Source organism: Candidatus Merdisoma sp. JLR.KK011 (assembly GCF_036941125.1).
In the GTDB taxonomy this organism is placed as follows: Bacteria; Bacillota; Clostridia; order Lachnospirales; family Lachnospiraceae; genus Laedolimicola.
The window spans coordinates 61,869-78,505 of record NZ_JAYWSZ010000006.1 but is presented as its reverse complement, the minus strand read 5'-3'; the positions used below and the strand labels follow the sequence as shown (position 1 = coordinate 78,505).

The window sequence follows — 16,637 nt, the reverse complement described above, 5'->3', positions numbered from 1 at the left end:
TTTATTTTCCTGATTTCCTTCTTCGAAATAATTGATATGGTAAAGTACATTTATTTTTTATCATAAAAAGTTTTATTATATTGTTTTTACCCATATATTGATTTTTGCGAAAACATTGATACCCCTTTATAAGAATATCACGATATTTTCTATAGGCAGTCTTGGCATATTCAGCAGAATTGCTTTCTATTTCCATGCATAAATTAATAAGTACTCCTCCATAAAAAGATAGTATCTCTTCCTTTAATTCCGGATAAAATTCTTCAATAAACTTAATCCATTTTTCTACTGCTTCTACTCTCTGCAATTTCTTTTCAGAGAATGCGGAACGCACAAGGCTTTCTCCTTCTTGACTATAATAATATTGAACATCATTTACAAAAACGATGCTTTTAGCTTCATGAAATAACAAATGAATAACATACATATCCTCGGCATACTGTATATGCTCCGGATACCTAAGCTTCTCAAACAATCTGGCATCATACAGCTTTCCCCATGCACTGCACAGCTTTCCATCAATGATAAACATATACCGCAGAGCATCACATACAGACCACTTTTCCACTTTTCCGGCATTTTTCCTTTCCAGAATATCACCCTTGTTATATATCTGATATCTTCCAACAACAATATTGACATGATACTTTTTAATATAGTGCACCCACTTCTCTATAGCATCCTCTGGAATAAAATCATCACTGTCAATAAATGTAACATATTCTCCATTCATCACATCTATACCAGCATTCCTCGCAGAAGACAACCCACCATTTGGTTTATGAATAACTTTTATTCTTTTGTCATATGCCGCATACCGATCACATATCTCTGGACACTTGTCTGGTGAACCATCATCCACCAAGATTATTTCTAAATTATGATAGGTCTGATTGATAATACTTTCTAAGCATCTCTCAAGATACAATTCAACCTTATATACTGGTACTATAACACTAACAAGCACATTCTTCATCATTGATGCCTTTCTTGATTGCCTCTAAATATTGGTATTCATATTCTGTATCTGGTTCAAGATAGGCACCCTCTCCCCATTCATTCCATGCATTAATATAAATGAATTCTTTCTTATCCTTATATTTCTTGTATAGCTTAGAAAAATGATTCTCGAATAGCTTTGGAGAAGCGTTTTTATAACATAGACCTGATGTTCCTGTTCTTGGTGTATTATCCCACTGCGGAAATGTACAAGGGCATGCATTATCGGGAATTGACTCACATTCAATATGCCTGTATATTATTTCAATGTTGATCAGATGTTCAAGAAACGTTGCTCTTAAAATTTTATTGGAAAATCTCTTTACGGCTGTTTTAAGTAAATAGCCCAGATATTCTCCAAAATCCAGTTTCTTCTTTAATATAAATCCCGGATTAAAGTAATACTGATTGTCTATTAAATTTTTTCTTGTTTCCTCTCCTTTTCTTGTTATCCCACTTATGATATAGAGTCCATCAAATCCCAACTCCTTAGCTAGCCTGTTCCATAAAGAAAGCATCTCTGGCAAACAAGGTATATCCTGCGAACGGTAAATATGGAGCACCGGCTTATTATCTATTTTGATATAACGCACATCCAGAAAAAAATCTTTCAAATAATCAAAATGGTTTTTCCAGGAATCTTCCATTCCATATGTCTGTTCTATCAGCACCGTTCGATTCTGGCCATACCAGTTTCTGCTCCATGTCTCATTCGCCCAGCAAATACTGTAGTTTATATCAATTTCTGGATGATTACGCAGTATTTCCATTGGTTTTTCCAAAAGCTTTTTTCCATCAAACCAATAATGATATATGCAGAAACCATAAACCCCATATTTTTTTGCAAGTTCTGACTGCCACTTCCATGTAGATGCCGTTTTATCAGACAAATCATAATAGTTATCATTCAAAGGCACTCTTGGTTCTTTATGTCCACTAAATAAAGGCTTCGCTCCTTTTACTGCCTTCCACTCTGTATACCCTTTTCCCCACCATATATTATTCTCCTCAGTTTCGTGAAACTGTGGGAGATAAAATGCAAGTACTTTCATTTAAACTTTCCTTTCGTATATCCTTCTTATTAAACCCCACTATTTCTCCAACTGACATCCAAAAAAACGGAACCAGTAGCTGAAACATAAATACATTAGACCCTATTGCCTGCAGGAAAAACAATAGAATAATCAACATTGGAACATACAATTTTTTAAAAGAATACATCCCCTTTTTTATTACCTTTGCCATAATGATTGCAAATATGATAAGGCCTATAATTCCCACTTCGCATAACAAAACCGCCCATCCACCATCACCAATAAATACCTTTACAAATTGCATGGCTTTTTGTCCACGCGTGCCAAACCCACTTCCAATTATCCAATTTGAGCTTTCTAATCCATTTATCCACTGAGACGATCTGCTGGAAATCATTCCCAGATTTCCATGAGAAGCTTTTTCCATCATCCATCTTCTCACCATGTTTATTATAGGTCTTCTAAACATGAATAATCCGCATGGAATGGCAGGCAGCTCTATAAGCAGATATTTTTTCCTAACAGCATGCCACTTAAAGAACACATAATAATGCATGACAAATACTGACAATATCCCCACAGCCCAGGCAGAACGCTGCATACTCAAAAATACAAACGCCATTGAAAATATATATTGCAGCTTTCCTTTTTCTCCTCTCGACTCGATCATATCGCTGATTGTATAAATTAAGGCAATTGTAGATAATGTTCCAATTGCAACACTGCCTAATCCTGATGACAATCTCGTGTAAGAGATACCTCTTCCTTTGCAATATGTCACATACCACTCTGGCTTTATAATTAACAGAAAAATACCTATCAGACAGCAAATATCTAAGGCAAAGTAAAATGAACTTCTCTTAAACTGTATCCCTTTCCTTCCAGACACATAAAAGACAATGGGGAGAAGGGCATTAGATGCCGCACTTATAAATACGGAAACTGGTATATTATTTACAAAATATGCCATAGCTGATATAACACTGTATAACAAAAATAAAAGCACATATACATCTGTTTCCCTGATCGTCATACCTGCTCTACCTTTTAGCATTAATCCCCCTAAAATCAAGCACATAAAAAATGATGCGTATACTCCAACACGCATACTTCTATATATCATTGCAAACATATATAATGTAATTATAAGCAAATAATAATTCCCAATTAAAAATTCTGTAATGCCTTTCGTTCGCCTCATGCGTCTCTCGCCTCTGTATTCAAATGAACAAATACTGGTGTTGTCACAAATTCCATAGGTACTTCTTTACTATATCTCTCTATCATTCTATTTAATCCTTCATTCATCTCCTCAAATCTAGTCTTATTAACATAGAAATTCATCTTCTCATCAGCAAAGTTTTCTGTGGGAACAACAGAATATCCATCTAATCCACATATGAATACCTTTCTGGCTCCTAATAAAATTAATAATTTTATCAGCATCATGCTGGCGTTATCACTCACTGCCTCTATATTATTTATCAGTTCTTCATAATTGACTCTCAAATACGTTTCATCAGAACGAATATTAGTTGTAATAATACACTTCCCGTAATCTTCCTTATTTAACTCTCGATATCGTCTCAAATTGCTCACGAAAATATAATCGCATTCATATTCCTCATATTTATGATTAATACTGATTGCAACTGCATTTTCACATTTCACACATTCCAGAATTTTATCTTTTTCCGCTATAGAACTTTTGCCTGGTGCAATGATAACAATATTTTGGTCTGAAACGATGCGTATTAATTCATTTAAATGATTTTGTGAGCAATCCCTTACGCTCATATATTTCTCATATAGCCTTTCGATATATTGCTGTTCATAACTGGAACGCTTTTCATTTTCCATCATGGAAAAAATCTCATCCATGCTTTCTATTGTTAATGTTTTCTTTGCATCCAAAAAAATTGCATAACTGGGATGTGTATTATATTTTGCAGAAAGGTAGTTTGGCAATGAATACCCCCAGTAATTCTTTTGATAAAACTGATTTAATATCTCATCTATTATGATAAGCAAAGGCTTTAATCTGTATTTTGTTTTATAATTATCATTCAGATATTCTAAAAACAATTCTGTATTCAGATTACCTGCTCCTCTGCCCATTCCAAATATAGATGAATCAATTATAATCTCATGCTTTGAGCTTATGCCAAGAAGTGCCTGTGCATTAGAATATGCCAGCTGCATATTATTATGAGAATGGAAACCAATAGCGATATCTTTTTTTAGGTTATGTTCAACCAAATAGAAAAGGCGGATGAGATCTTGTTGTTTCATCACGCCAAAACTATCCACTATATAGAATGCATATGGTTTTAACTCATTGCTTCGCTGAATCAGCAGCAAAAATTCTTCATCTGAATAATTCAAAGACACCATTGGCTGCAGGTATAGCCTGTATCCCTTTTCCTTTATGATATGTCCAGCAATCAACGCTTCTTTCATATTCCTTTTATGAAACGCAATTCGAATCCCGGTAATTCCGTTTTTATTACAATCCGGAAGCTTTTCTACATCATACTCACCATAATTTATCATACAAACAAACTGTGGTTCTCTTTCGCTTTCTGAAATTATATTTGTAATTTCTTCAATCGTATTGAATTGAGTGCTCTCCAAATCGTGTTTTATCTTCTCTGTTAAAAAACCACATTCAATAATGTCGATTCCTGATTCACATAATCCTGCCACTATTTTCTTTGTATTTTCATAGCCAAATTTCCACTGATTACAGTATCCGCCATCTCGTAATGTGCAATCAAGTATCTTCATTGTTATTCAATATCCTCCGAACTTTTTCCAAATCATTAGGTGTATCAACCGCTACCGTATCTGATTCGACTTCTATATACTGTACTTTATATCCATTTTCTATAAAACGCAGTATTTCTATGTCCTCAATCGCTTCAATCTTTGCCTTACCATACTTTTCCCCGTATTCACAAAAGAACTGAAGCGCCTCTGGCTTAAACCCATATACACACACTTGTTTATAATAACTATAATCTAAGCTTCCTTTGGGGTAAGGCGATGCTGATCTGGTAAGATATATTCCAATCCCTTCCTTGTTTGTGATAACTTTTGGAACTGTGTAATTGATTACATCAATCGGATCCTTTATTTTTGTCATCAAATTGGTGACTTGAAGATTATTATTTTCATAAAATGGTGTTATTGCAGCCCTTATTGTCTCCGGTTCTAAAAGAGGTTCATCTCCTTGAATATTAATAATCAAGTCTGAATAAATTTTTCTTGACACTTCACCAATACGATCTGTTCCTGTTTGGTGTTTATCTGATGTCATCACAACTTCTATACCTAATTCTTTACACGTATCAAATATTATCTTATCATCCGTTGCAACATAGACTTCAGAAAAATCCTCAACTTTTTTACATTGTTGATAAACCCACCAAATCATTGGCTTTCCACAAATATCAGCCAATGGTTTTCCTGGAAATCGGGACGATTTATATCGTGCAGGTATTACTCCAATTATTTTCATAACCTTTCTCCTTATACAATTATTCACATTCCTGTTTATTCGTTTCATATATCCATTTAGTCAGCTCTTCAATACTATGAAACTGTTGTATCTTATCATCCATTAATGACGGAAACATTCTAAAAAGCGCATTATCCTTCTCGTTTATAACAATGGCTGCACATAGTGCATCATTATAAAGTCCCTCAAGCAGGACTGTCGATTTTCTTGCAATGCAGATATTCCCAACGATTGCTTCTGATAACTCTTGAATTTCTTCTATCTCTCCGTTAAACTCTTCATAATCAGCCATATTATCCTTGGGATGATGCTTAATATATAACTTATAACCATAATTACAAAGTTGTTTTACCAAAGGACGTAAAATTTCTATATTAACATGCGGTTCCCTCGGTTCAGTAAAATATACGATCTTTCTCGGCTTTTCTCTATTCCGGGCAATATTCAATGAAAACATTTCCTTGGCCATATAAGGATCAAAATGAAACTTTTCTGTTCTGTACTTTTTATTGAAATACTTTTCTGCATTAATGCTGGTCGAATAAAAATAATCTCCTGTAAAACAATGTGGAAAGCGGAAACCATACTCCAGACCATGAGGTATACATACCATCCTTATTCCATACTTTCGTGCGCATTCTTCTTCCACCATTGCATACATATCAAGATTATTTCCTGTTATAAAATCCTTGTTCCACTTCAACGACAGAATCCCCTCAAGATTCTGCCTGTAAAAGCTAACCGGAAGCAAACGCAGTCGTAAAAAACTAATTATTTCTTTTTTTGATTCATATAAACCATGCTTATCACAATATTTCTCAGCTTCCCTTAGATTACCCACTGCATATCCAAAAGAACTTATTAGATAGAAGAAACGTTTCATCCGCGAACTAAAAGAATATAAACTGCCCTTTGCAATGGACTCCTCACATAATATTTCCCGCTCTTCTGATGCCCGTATTTTCTTTTTTGCCGCAGGGGTTCTTAAAACTGCTATATCTTTATTTCTATCTAAATCTCTTTTCTCCCATTTGATACAAATTTGTTGAAAGAACATGTACATAAATATTGCACAAAGTATCAACCTACTGGTCCAGCTATGATATCTTTTACTATATCTTTTTTCAATTCTAATATCCAACAATCTTGCAGCATCATAAACATAATCTTTTATGCTGTCTTCTGTCTCTTCAACTATCACATTATTTATGCTGTTTTTACGAAAAAAATAAATATATGCATAAATATTTAATACAAAATTCAAATAGACAACATTATCAAATATATGGCCCGAGTCATACTCTGGTGCGATATTCTCCATATATTCATAAAAATCTATTGTCATCAAATCATCTAAGCTGATTTGTTTATTGTTATATTTGATAGTTCTTCCTTTTATTATTACAGTGTTGTTCATTGCGTAATACTTTTCCTTAATAAATTCTCATTCGCTAAAAATTCCACATATCATAAATCTTCATCTACACGAATTGTCCCATCCAGGCCTTGCGAAAAATTTGCTGCCCCTTCGTTTTCCTGTTTTAAAAATGTCACCGATTTTTTATACTTTTCTATAAGCTTTGATAAATCTTCTTTTGAACCATCATTGATAACTATAATTTCATATGCTGGTAATGTCTGTGACAAAACACTGTCCAAGGCCTCTTCCAGCCAATCTGCATGTGAATAGAACGGAATGATTACTGATACAGAAACTTTTCTTTCCTTATCCATTTACGCTGCCCTTCTCCTTTCAGCCGCTTTATATTAAAACAAAAATTTATTATCTTCCTTCAAATCATATCGCCTGCTCTCTTCCACATTCATCACCATATCTTTAATCTCTAACATCAAAAGTGTTGACTTTATGACTGTATTCACTCTCCGCTTCTCATCAATAAATGGCTGATTAATGGCTCTTAAATGCCCAACATCTTTAGGACTGTATTTTAGCAGCTGCCTTTTCTCTCCAGCCCATAAGGTCTGCTTTTGAAAATCATCTATCTTTGAAATCAAATTCCCACATTGCAGATTAATGGTCTCATTAATTCCTTCAAAAGGCTCTGTACGCGAGGTTAAAACCAGTGTAATCAAATCTCCATGTTCTGTTCTATAGGAAACTGCAATATTATCATCCAGCTCATCCTTACTGGAATAGGTAATGTTAATATCATATATTTCCGGCTCTAACCCTCTTTGCTCAAATAAATACATGGACAGATCGATCCAATGGCCAAGATTTCCACATATCCGGGTTCCTTCTTTTGGATCGTTATACCAATGGTCAGCAGCCAGTTTATGCCCCGAAATAAAACAGGTTAATGTCATTGGTGCTCTACAATTTTTAATGTAAGGTATTAAATCACTTATAGCTTTTGAAAAGGGTCTGTTGTATCCAAAATAAATCTCCGCATGAAATTGTTTAATTGTTTTTACAAGATTCAATAGTTGATCTCGTGTAACTGAAATCGGCTTCTCGCAATAAACTATTTTACCCGCTTCAATAGCTTCAATTGCGTATTCGCTATGTGTATAATGATCCGAAGCAATATACACATATTTACATTTCGGATTGGAAATCAGTGCTTCAGCATTCTTACAAGGCTTATATCCCCAAAACTTTGCAGTTGAAAGGCTTTTTTTCGAATCAATATCATAACATTCTAAAAAATGGCTTCCTATCTTTTTATAAAGGAAATATGATATCGTAGAAAATCCAAACTGTCCACATCCTATCAAAGATATATTTTTTTCTCCACGTTTTACTGGAAAAAAAATATTTAATTTATGATTCCTTGTTCTGCCTGCGACTTTAATAACTGTCCTTCTAAAACCGTATAAGCTATTATAACGAACTACTTTTCTCAAATTAGTTACAATTTTCATTATTTCATCGCCTCAAACAACAATCTATGCCCAATAAAAGCATCCTTAATAACCTGATTCTTCCTCTTCCCACTCACCACATCAAAAATATACCGATACTCATCCCCAATCCCCTTATCCTGCTTAAGCTTCGTCTCCTTCTTCCTGCTGCTCCCATACTTCACAAGCCCCACATAATTATCCATCACATACACGGATCCATTGCTGAACACCCGTAACTGTTCCTTTGGGTACTTCTTGCTCCCCATAGAAGTATAAAGAACCGTCCCCACAGCGCCGGAAGCAAAGCGGAGAGTGATAATCGCATTATCCTTTTTGGGATAAGCCGGATTTGCTGCAAAAGACAAATTCACTTCCACCAGCTCACTCCCATCCAGACTCTGAATGGTATCTATAAAATGCACAGCCTCCCCGATAATCCGGCCGCCGCCCTTGCCTTCCTCCTGCGTCCAGTGCTCCGGCGGAATGTATCCGGCATTGGCGATGTAATCATACACGGCCGGAATTTTGTCTGTCTGCAATTCCTTCTTGATTTCCTTTATAAGCGGCGCATGTCTGCGGTTCAGTCCACAGAATAATTCTCCCGTACTGTTCTTATAAGCATCCTCAATGCGTTTCAGTTCATCCAGAGTCAGACACAAAGGCTTTTCCACATAGACATTCTTGCCGGCTGCCAAAGCCTCCACAATAAACTTTGCATGGCTGTTGTGCTGTGTGGAGATCGCGATCAGATCCACATCCTCGTCCTCCAAAAGCCTTCGGTAGTCATTGGTGGTATAGTCAAAAGGAAATACCTCATTGGCCTGTGCAGAGGCGATTCCCCCAGTAGTCGCCAGGCCCTTAAAATGATACAGGCTGCTTGCCTGCATCACTGGAAGCATGGTAGTCCTGGCAAATAATCCCGCTCCTATCAAGCCAAGGTTAAGCTGCCTCTTATCTGCAGTCCTTTTATTTGCAGCTTTTTTGCCTTCCAAGACAGCTTCGGCATTCTTCACCACACTGTCCCATTTTGCTTCATTTTCCTCATACTTTAACACAACGCCAATATACGTTTCATGCCTCGGATTCTTCGTAATCATCTCATAGGCCTCCGCCGCATTCGAAAACGGCAGCGTATGGGTAATTAAATCCGTTATATTCAGCCGCTTTGCGGCAAGCAGGCGCAGAAATTCTTCTACATTCCGCCCCTCGGTAAACCTCACATATCCGATGGGGTAATCAACGCCGTCCTCCTCATAGCTGCTGTCATACCGGCCCGGCCCATAAGATCTGGCTATTTTAAAGCTGAGCTCTTTTTGATAAAACGGTCTGCGGTCAAGCTCCATCCTGGTCACGCCGATCATACAGATCGTTCCCCGATCCCTGGTGATTTCCTCCGCCAGATCAATCGGAGCATTGGAGTCCGCTGCCGCTGTGATAATCACCTTATCCACGCCTCTGCCATGTGTCAGGGAGCGTGCCAGCTCCGCCCCATGGTCGTCTGTGGAATTGATAAAGGCCTTTAGTCTGGTATGCGGCAATGTCTTATCTGCCACGTCGAATCCAATTACATCACAGCCATAGGCATCCAGGATCCGCGCTGTAATGTGTCCAAGCAGTCCCAGTCCAACTACAGCAACCGTCTCTCCCGGAATCACCTCCGCCTGGTGGATGCCCTCTAAGGCAATGCCGCCCAATGCAGAAAATGCCGCCTGTCTCAGATCTTCTACTTCATCCGGAACCTTAACCACCAGATTTTTTCCAACCCGGTTCACCTCACTGTGATAAGCCTGTCCCACAGCCGCAACTATATCGCCTGCTTTAACCTCCGTCACGCCTCTTCCGGTTTCCACTACCCTGCCCACTGCCGTATAGCCCATAGGCATAGGATCCTTTAGTCTTCCAAAGGCTGCTTCCACTGTTGTAAGAATACCGTCCGTAGACATTTTCTCCGTAACCTTTTTCACCTGATCCGGCCGCTCCATGGCTTTCTGAATCAGATTCTTTCCGCCAAAGGACGTAAGGGAGCGCTCGGTTCCCGCGCTGACAACCGAATATAATGTTTCCATAATAACCGTATTTTCTTTTACTGTAGGCGCCGGTGTTTCTACAACATTCACTGAACCGTCACTGACTGATAAAAATAACTGCTTCAAAATTCTAACCCTCTCTATAAAAGATTCGTCACATATATTTTATAACTGATAGACCTTGTCGAACCCACAGATATGCCGCGTATCCAATACAACCTTTCCCCTAAGCTTATCCATATTCTCCTTAATCTCCCTATGCCCCACCATAACAACCACCATATCCACCCCATCCAGAAATTCTTCCAGACTATGATACTGGTTCGGCACCATATCTTCCGAAATCAGCGGATCATAAACCTTAAGCCCAAAAGCCAGATGCCGCTCCTGGGATTCCAGAAGCTGCAGCGTCGGAGATTCCCGCATATCATCTACATCTTCTTTATAAGTAAGCCCATACAGGCCAACCCGTGTGATATCCGTAAGCCCCTCTTCCTTCATAATCTCGTAGATTCGGTTCAGCACAAAATCCGGCATTCCGTCATTGGTTTTCATAGATTCGTCAATCACCTTTGCCAGGCTCGGATAATCCCCCACCAGAAACCAGGGATCTACCGAAATGCAGTGGCCTCCCACTCCCGGCCCCGGCTGTAAGATATTCACTCTGGGGTGCATATTGCAGATGCGGATAATCTCATACACATCCATGTTGTCATGCCGGCATATTTTTGCCAGTTCATTTGCAAATGCAATATTGACCGCACGGTATGTATTTTCTACCACCTTTGTCATCTCTGCTGTCCGGATATCCGTGACCACAATCTCGCCCTGGCAGAAAGATGCGTAGAGGGATTTTACCCGTTCTCCTACTCCTTTGTCGTCCGCTCCGATGGTGCGGTTATTATGAATTAATTCATAAACCATATTTCCTGGAATAATCCGCTCCGGAGCATGAACAAGATGTACATCCGTGCCTATCGCCTTTCCGGCTTCCTCAATTGCCGGCCTCACAAATTTGTCCAGTGTTCCTGGGGAAACCGTGGATTCAATGACAACAACCGCCCCTTGGGGCGCTTTCTTCAATACATCCTTCACCGCCGCCGCTACATAACAGGCGTCTACCTTTTTGGAAAACTTATCATAAGGTGTGGGAACCGAGACAATATAGGTATCTGTCACCTGGTACTCGGTTGTAAATCGGATACCGGCCTCCACAGCATTTTTAAACAGCTCGTCCAAGCCTTCCTCTTTAAAGGTGGTGCGGCCTGCATTCAGCGTTTCCACCAGCTTTTTATTATAATCCGTGCCTATCACCTCTATGCCGTGAGACGCCAGCATTAAGGCCGTAGGCAGCCCGATATATCCCAATCCGATTACATTAACCATTTGTTTCCCACTCTCCTGTCATTTCTATCTCAAGCTCTGACCGGACTTTCTCTTCAAACAGCGTCCGAACCTCCAGAACCTCTTTTCTCTGATATTCCCCAAAATCCTCCGCATAGTTCGTCAGGATTCCTTCCTTATGAATGAGATAATCACATTTATAAGGAAGCTTAATAACTGCCCGAAGGGTTTCTCCTTCCAGAACCTCTATCTGCCTGCCGTCCCGTCTATAACGGTATCCCGGTGCAAGATGCAGAAACTGCCTGGCTGTATGCTTCCCGGCGTCGCAGGCTTTCAAGTCATCCCGTATTACAAGAACATTTTCCTCTTCCTTTTTCCACCATAAGCTCCTTCGGAAAAAATCTCCCCGAAAGCTTTGAAACCGGCCAATCAGCCCTCTGTCTCCGGCTTTGCCCTGCACCTTCCTTATCCTCCTCGCCGCCCTGTGCTCTCCCCACAGCTCTGACTGTTCTCTGTCGTCAATCATAAGGGTATTGTGAGCCGCTGTGCTGCGGAAAAAAGACCTCAGCTCTCCCTGATACTGTCCGGTGCCGGAATTCACAAACAATGCTTTCCCATTCACGCTCAGTTCAAAGCTGAGACAATCACAGTGGGCATGCCCTCCCATGTAAGAAGGCCCAATCTCTCCGCAATCAAAAAAAAGCGCTGTACCCTTGTGGGTGAGCATATAGCAGCCGGAAGCTTCAAAGCCTTCCACCACTGTTTCTTTCTGCGCATTGCTTTTTTCTGCTGTTACGCTGTTTGTACAATGCCTTATTATGGCTCGAAACAGGGCGTCCCGGCTCTTGCTCACATTATTTCCGACATCATTAAAAAGAGGTGTCCTCTCGAACCCCCTCTCCAGCTTCATCATTGCCGATGCCATCATCTGAATTGCCGGAATCAGCTTTTTAGCGTCTTCCCTGTGCCCTGTGCTGCGTAGCGCTGCATGCACGCGCAGAATATCTTCCAGAATTATTTTATGATACATAAGGCTTCTTTCAAAATGAAGCCCGTCGGAAAGTATCTGTTCCTCTATCTCTTTTAGAAACAGGTCAAAATATTGATGATACATCCCTGTCTCTTGAAACAAGAGGCTGGATATCACCACAGCCTTTAAATTTTCAAAATAGTGATTTGCAAGCAGCGCCTGTTCCTGTGTCTTGAGCAGATACCTGTATTGCTGGTAAAGAGAAGTTATCACTGCGGATTCCAGCTCCGTATCCCGGAGCTTTTCTCTCAATAATTCCATGCAAATCAGCAGATTGGGAATCCGCATGGATATGGTATAGGGCTCAAAACTGTCATCAGAGGACTGCTTCAGCCACCCCTCCACGAACTCTTTCCACTTTAAAAAATAGGCTTCTTCTCCTGTGACGCTGTATTCTACTGCCAATGGAATCAAAAACTCCAGGTAATGAAGATTATAATTCCATAAATGAGAAGCCTCCAAAACCCTCCACTCCTTCTCTATCCTGTGAGATTCGTGAAGCAGTTCGATCTCATTGCGCAGCAGCTTGTCCTTAGGAAATCTCTGCAGATAATCCGGATCACAGTCCAGCTCTGGAATAAGAAGCTTTATCTCACTCCAGCTCTTTGGCCCCAGCAGTGCTTTTACGCTGTCCAGATATTTTTTTCTCCGGCCCCTGCATATCCGATTTTCTATCTGATGTCTTATCTGAACGGGTTTCAGACTTTTTACCGTATTCCAGTAAAGCCATGCTTTTTCTATCCTGTTCATCCAAACAATACCTCAAGCATTCGATCTGTCAGAACCTCAACGCTGTGATTGGCCTTGATATATTCCCGGCCCCTGACGCCATACTGACGCCGCTCTGCTTCCGGCAGATTATATACATATGCAATCTTCTCAGCCAAATCTTCTGCATCATAAGGTTCGAACATAATACCGCCTCCGCTTACGGCTGCCTCGTCATCCTTGTACAGGAATCCATATAAGGTACAAGCTCCTGAATACAGATATTCATTTACCTTGTTCTTTGAAACGCCGTATTTGTAAACCTCTTTGTGTCCCTCCACCTCCAAATGTGCCATGCAGATATGAGAACGAGAGAGCAGCGCCGGCACAGCTTCCTTGGGAATTCTGTCATATACCAAAGCATTGTGAAGATGATTTTCTCTGATATACTTCTCCATTCCTTCCTTTTCCTGCCCGGAGCCTACAAACACCATTTTGATAGGCAGACCCTTTGACTCTAATATTTTCAGCGCCTCCAGCATTACATAGACGCCTTCATAAACCATGTAATAACCGGCAAAGGAGCATACAAAGGAATCTCTGATAAATTCCTGCACCTCCTTTGGCAGCAGTTCTGTCTTTTCGCAATTTTCATCAAATCTTGAGCAATCCATAGGCTGCCCGATTAAGTACACCCTGCCCCGCGGAATCCCCAATTCTCCGCAAATGTATTTATCCCCATGAAACATGGAATAAATAATGCGATCTGCATGCTTAAATGCCCATCTCTGAATCAGGCCGAAAAATATTACCATGGGATCCATCGCCTTTTTGTCGCCGCTGACCACCCAGATTCTCGGCCAGAAATCCCGAACCTCCGCCACAAAGCGGGCCTTGTATTTCCTTGCTGTCCGATATGCCGCAATCCAGGACAGGGGATGTACAGAGCAGCCGGTAACAACGTCCGGCTTTCCGTAGCGTCTTGCAATAATGCCTTCATATTTTATGACCTTATTCATAAAATCAAGCATATTCCGCGCCCGCCCAAGTCCGCCGTTAGATTCATAACTGCTTGTTTTTAAATAAATATAATGAACATGCTCTGCCAGCTTACTGACCTTTACCGGTTTTTCCGAAATGTAACTGTGCGTAAAGTGACAGAAGCCCGATGCAATCACAACTACATGGTATCCGCGCCGTCCCAGCTCTCTGGCAAAATCGTATTGACGGGAAATCCCTCCGTATATTGGTTCTGATGAATAATGATCGATAATCCATATGGTCTGCAATTTTCCTTATTCTCCTTTTCCTCCGGCCTCTCCTCTTCCGTCTCTGCGATAGATGTCCGCAAATCTTTGACACAATAATCCAAGCCCTTATAGACAGACAGCTTCCGGTCATAGGCGCTGTTTCCAAACGCCTTATTCACCAGTCCGCCCGCCTTCCCCGGGATGTGGGAAGCTGCCGCTACTGCCGGATTGAATAACTTTGTCACCCGGATGGGATGCCACACGGCGTCTGCAATCTGCTCCACCATTTCAGATGTATTTGTGTACTCTGCATTCTGTGGGAAATAGATTCCTCCCTCTCCGCTCAGCATAAGCAGGCACAGGAATTCACAGAGATTGTCTATATAAAGCATGGAACGCTGATTATGAACAGCCGGGAATACCGGAAGGCGCTTGGCCAGTTTTGCCAAAACAGGATAATTCCCCTTACTTCCCGGGCCGTAGATCATGGGAGGGCGCAGCACTGCCACGTGGAAATTCTCATCCTGCAGCTGCCTTACGCCCCGATCCGCCTGCCATTTGCTGTCCCCGTAAAAATTCGCAGGAGACGGAACCGTATGCTCATCAATCATTTTCTCTTTGCCGTAAGGCATGGACTCGCCGTAAACAATCATAGAGCTCATAAATACAAACTGCCTCACACCTGCATCCTTTGCAAGCCTGGCCGCCTCTATTGCCAGATCCGTATTTACTGCATAATATTTCCGCTTCGTGGCCTCATCCACGTTTCCTACATCTGCATGAGCGATTCCGGCAACATGGAATACCGTGTCATAGGAACCAAAATCAGTCTCTCTCCAGCTGCTGTCCATGGTGTCTGCCGTATCTATCCGGAAATTACTGCTGTAATAGCTTCTGACATAGGACTCAAAGGATTCCCCTATATAGCTGTTTGCGCCGACAATTAAGATACGCTTGCACATCGCTCTGTCTATATGGAATTCCTTTTTATAGCCATAGTCCTCAAATCCGGCGCTTTTGTGTAATTCCCCAGTTCCTCCCTCTACAACCCCGTCACTCCCGGCAACGGATTTTATAGTTCCAAGGAAACATTTGATATCAAAAAACAGGGCTCTTAATCCGCCCTGCTTTAAATGCCGCACATATTCTCCATCCAGCTTCGCCTTCTCGGATATCTCCAGTTCATCCCGGCCGTTAATCTGCGCCCAGCCGGTTAAGCCGGGAAGTACGCCATTGGCCCCGTACTTTTGCCGCTCTGCCACAAGATCTTCCTGATTCCACAGGGCCGGCCGCGGGCCTATGATGCTCATTCTTCCTCTAAAAATGTCCCAGATCTGAGGAAGCTCGTCCAGGCTGGTTTTTCTCAGCACCCTTCCCACTCTCGTGATATACTGCTCCGGATCCCTCAGCTGATGTGTCGGTACATCATGGGGAGTTGACATCTTCATACTCCGGAACTTATGGAGGCAGAAAAACCTCTTGTCTTTTCCTATACGCTTTTGCGTAAAAAATATTGTTCCAGGATCATCGATAAAAATCGCAGCGGATATGGCTGCAAAAAGAGGGGACAAGATTACAAGGCCTGCAAATGCAAGGCTTTTGTCTATGATTGGCTTAAACGTCTGCTCGTAAATAGTTACGGAAGAAAAGGGCAGCTCTGTTTTGTCAATATAGGGATTGTCCGCATCTATCTCTCTGCCTTCCGACTTTTTCTTTGCAATAGCCTTCATAAGGAAATACGCTCCGCTTAAGACTATGGCTGCGCCTGCTATTTTTTTTGTTATACTGCTGTTTCTTTCCTTCATTTCACAATTGCTCCACATAAAAATAGGCCGCAGATACTTCCACGGCTTACTT

General features: G+C 40.7%; 13 protein-coding genes. All 13 read right to left on the bottom strand.

Features of this window, described 5'->3' with window-relative positions; all coding sequences use genetic code 11:
- Position 1: 1 nt before the first annotated feature.
- The 13 genes from VV089_RS23850 to VV089_RS23790 are packed head-to-tail and all read right to left on the bottom strand — an operon-like array spanning position 2 to position 16,585.
- Positions 2 to 979, bottom strand: coding sequence for a glycosyltransferase family 2 protein (locus VV089_RS23850; RefSeq protein ID WP_334337680.1), 978 nt, complete (start codon positions 977 to 979; stop codon positions 2 to 4).
- Positions 957 to 2,051, bottom strand: coding sequence for a glycosyltransferase WbsX family protein (locus tag VV089_RS23845; protein ID WP_334337679.1), 1,095 nt, complete (start codon positions 2,049 to 2,051; stop codon positions 957 to 959). The genes VV089_RS23850 and VV089_RS23845 overlap by 23 nt, the downstream gene beginning before the upstream one ends.
- Positions 2,008 to 3,234: a hypothetical protein gene (locus VV089_RS23840; RefSeq protein ID WP_334337678.1), complete on the bottom strand. Its 1,227-nt coding sequence runs from the start codon at positions 3,232 to 3,234 to the stop codon at positions 2,008 to 2,010. The genes VV089_RS23845 and VV089_RS23840 overlap by 44 nt, the downstream gene beginning before the upstream one ends.
- Entirely contained in the window at positions 3,231 to 4,820 is a 1,590-nt protein-coding gene (locus tag VV089_RS23835) for an aldolase catalytic domain-containing protein (protein WP_334337677.1), read from the bottom strand. The genes VV089_RS23840 and VV089_RS23835 overlap by 4 nt, the downstream gene beginning before the upstream one ends.
- The gene (gene kdsB, locus VV089_RS23830; RefSeq protein WP_334337676.1) at positions 4,807 to 5,553 is read right to left on the bottom strand and encodes a 3-deoxy-manno-octulosonate cytidylyltransferase; all 747 of its coding nucleotides are present in this window, start codon (positions 5,551 to 5,553) and stop codon (positions 4,807 to 4,809) included. Before kdsB ends, VV089_RS23835 begins: the two co-directional genes overlap by 14 nt.
- Before the next feature lie 19 nt (positions 5,554 to 5,572).
- A complete protein-coding gene (locus VV089_RS23825; protein WP_334337675.1) occupies positions 5,573 to 6,970 on the bottom strand; it encodes a hypothetical protein in 1,398 nt (465 codons plus the stop codon).
- 50 nt (positions 6,971 to 7,020) lie between these two features.
- Entirely contained in the window at positions 7,021 to 7,287 is a 267-nt protein-coding gene (locus VV089_RS23820) for a glycosyltransferase family 2 protein (protein WP_334337674.1), read from the bottom strand.
- 33 nt (positions 7,288 to 7,320) lie between these two features.
- The gene (locus tag VV089_RS23815) at positions 7,321 to 8,439 is read right to left on the bottom strand and encodes a Gfo/Idh/MocA family protein (RefSeq protein ID WP_334337673.1); all 1,119 of its coding nucleotides are present in this window, start codon (positions 8,437 to 8,439) and stop codon (positions 7,321 to 7,323) included.
- The gene (locus VV089_RS23810; RefSeq protein ID WP_334337672.1) at positions 8,439 to 10,574 is read right to left on the bottom strand and encodes a bi-domain-containing oxidoreductase; all 2,136 of its coding nucleotides are present in this window, start codon (positions 10,572 to 10,574) and stop codon (positions 8,439 to 8,441) included. Before VV089_RS23810 ends, VV089_RS23815 begins: the two co-directional genes overlap by 1 nt.
- A gap of 39 nt (positions 10,575 to 10,613) precedes the next feature.
- Entirely contained in the window at positions 10,614 to 11,834 is a 1,221-nt protein-coding gene (locus VV089_RS23805) for a nucleotide sugar dehydrogenase (protein WP_172542678.1), read from the bottom strand.
- Positions 11,827 to 13,572, bottom strand: a complete 1,746-nt coding sequence (locus VV089_RS23800) for a heparinase II/III domain-containing protein (RefSeq protein ID WP_334337671.1) — start codon at positions 13,570 to 13,572, stop codon at positions 11,827 to 11,829. The genes VV089_RS23805 and VV089_RS23800 overlap by 8 nt, the downstream gene beginning before the upstream one ends.
- Entirely contained in the window at positions 13,569 to 14,819 is a 1,251-nt protein-coding gene (locus VV089_RS23795) for a glycosyltransferase family 4 protein (RefSeq protein WP_172542680.1), read from the bottom strand. Before VV089_RS23795 ends, VV089_RS23800 begins: the two co-directional genes overlap by 4 nt.
- On the bottom strand, positions 14,711 to 16,585 hold the full coding sequence (locus VV089_RS23790) for a sugar transferase (RefSeq protein WP_334337670.1): 1,875 nt from the start codon (positions 16,583 to 16,585) through the stop codon (positions 14,711 to 14,713). The genes VV089_RS23795 and VV089_RS23790 overlap by 109 nt, the downstream gene beginning before the upstream one ends.
- Positions 16,586 to 16,637: the final 52 nt, after the last annotated feature.

Bases quoted from the DNA above. Each gene is read 5' to 3' on its own strand.
- VV089_RS23850 (WP_334337680.1), bottom strand. From the start codon at position 979: ATGATGAAGAATGTGCTTGTTAGTGTTATAGTACCAGTATATAAGGTT.
- VV089_RS23845 (WP_334337679.1), bottom strand. From the start codon at position 2,051: ATGAAAGTACTTGCATTTTATCTCCCACAGTTTCACGAAACTGAGGAG.
- VV089_RS23840 (WP_334337678.1), bottom strand. From the start codon at position 3,234: ATGAGGCGAACGAAAGGCATTACAGAATTTTTAATTGGGAATTATTAT.
- VV089_RS23835 (WP_334337677.1), bottom strand. From the start codon at position 4,820: ATGAAGATACTTGATTGCACATTACGAGATGGCGGATACTGTAATCAG.
- kdsB (WP_334337676.1), bottom strand. From the start codon at position 5,553: ATGAAAATAATTGGAGTAATACCTGCACGATATAAATCGTCCCGATTT.
- VV089_RS23825 (WP_334337675.1), bottom strand. From the start codon at position 6,970: ATGAACAACACTGTAATAATAAAAGGAAGAACTATCAAATATAACAAT.
- VV089_RS23820 (WP_334337674.1), bottom strand. From the start codon at position 7,287: ATGGATAAGGAAAGAAAAGTTTCTGTATCAGTAATCATTCCGTTCTAT.
- VV089_RS23815 (WP_334337673.1), bottom strand. From the start codon at position 8,439: ATGAAAATTGTAACTAATTTGAGAAAAGTAGTTCGTTATAATAGCTTA.
- VV089_RS23805 (WP_172542678.1), bottom strand. From the start codon at position 11,834: ATGGTTAATGTAATCGGATTGGGATATATCGGGCTGCCTACGGCCTTA.
- VV089_RS23800 (WP_334337671.1), bottom strand. From the start codon at position 13,572: ATGAACAGGATAGAAAAAGCATGGCTTTACTGGAATACGGTAAAAAGT.
- VV089_RS23790 (WP_334337670.1), bottom strand. From the start codon at position 16,585: ATGAAGGAAAGAAACAGCAGTATAACAAAAAAAATAGCAGGCGCAGCC.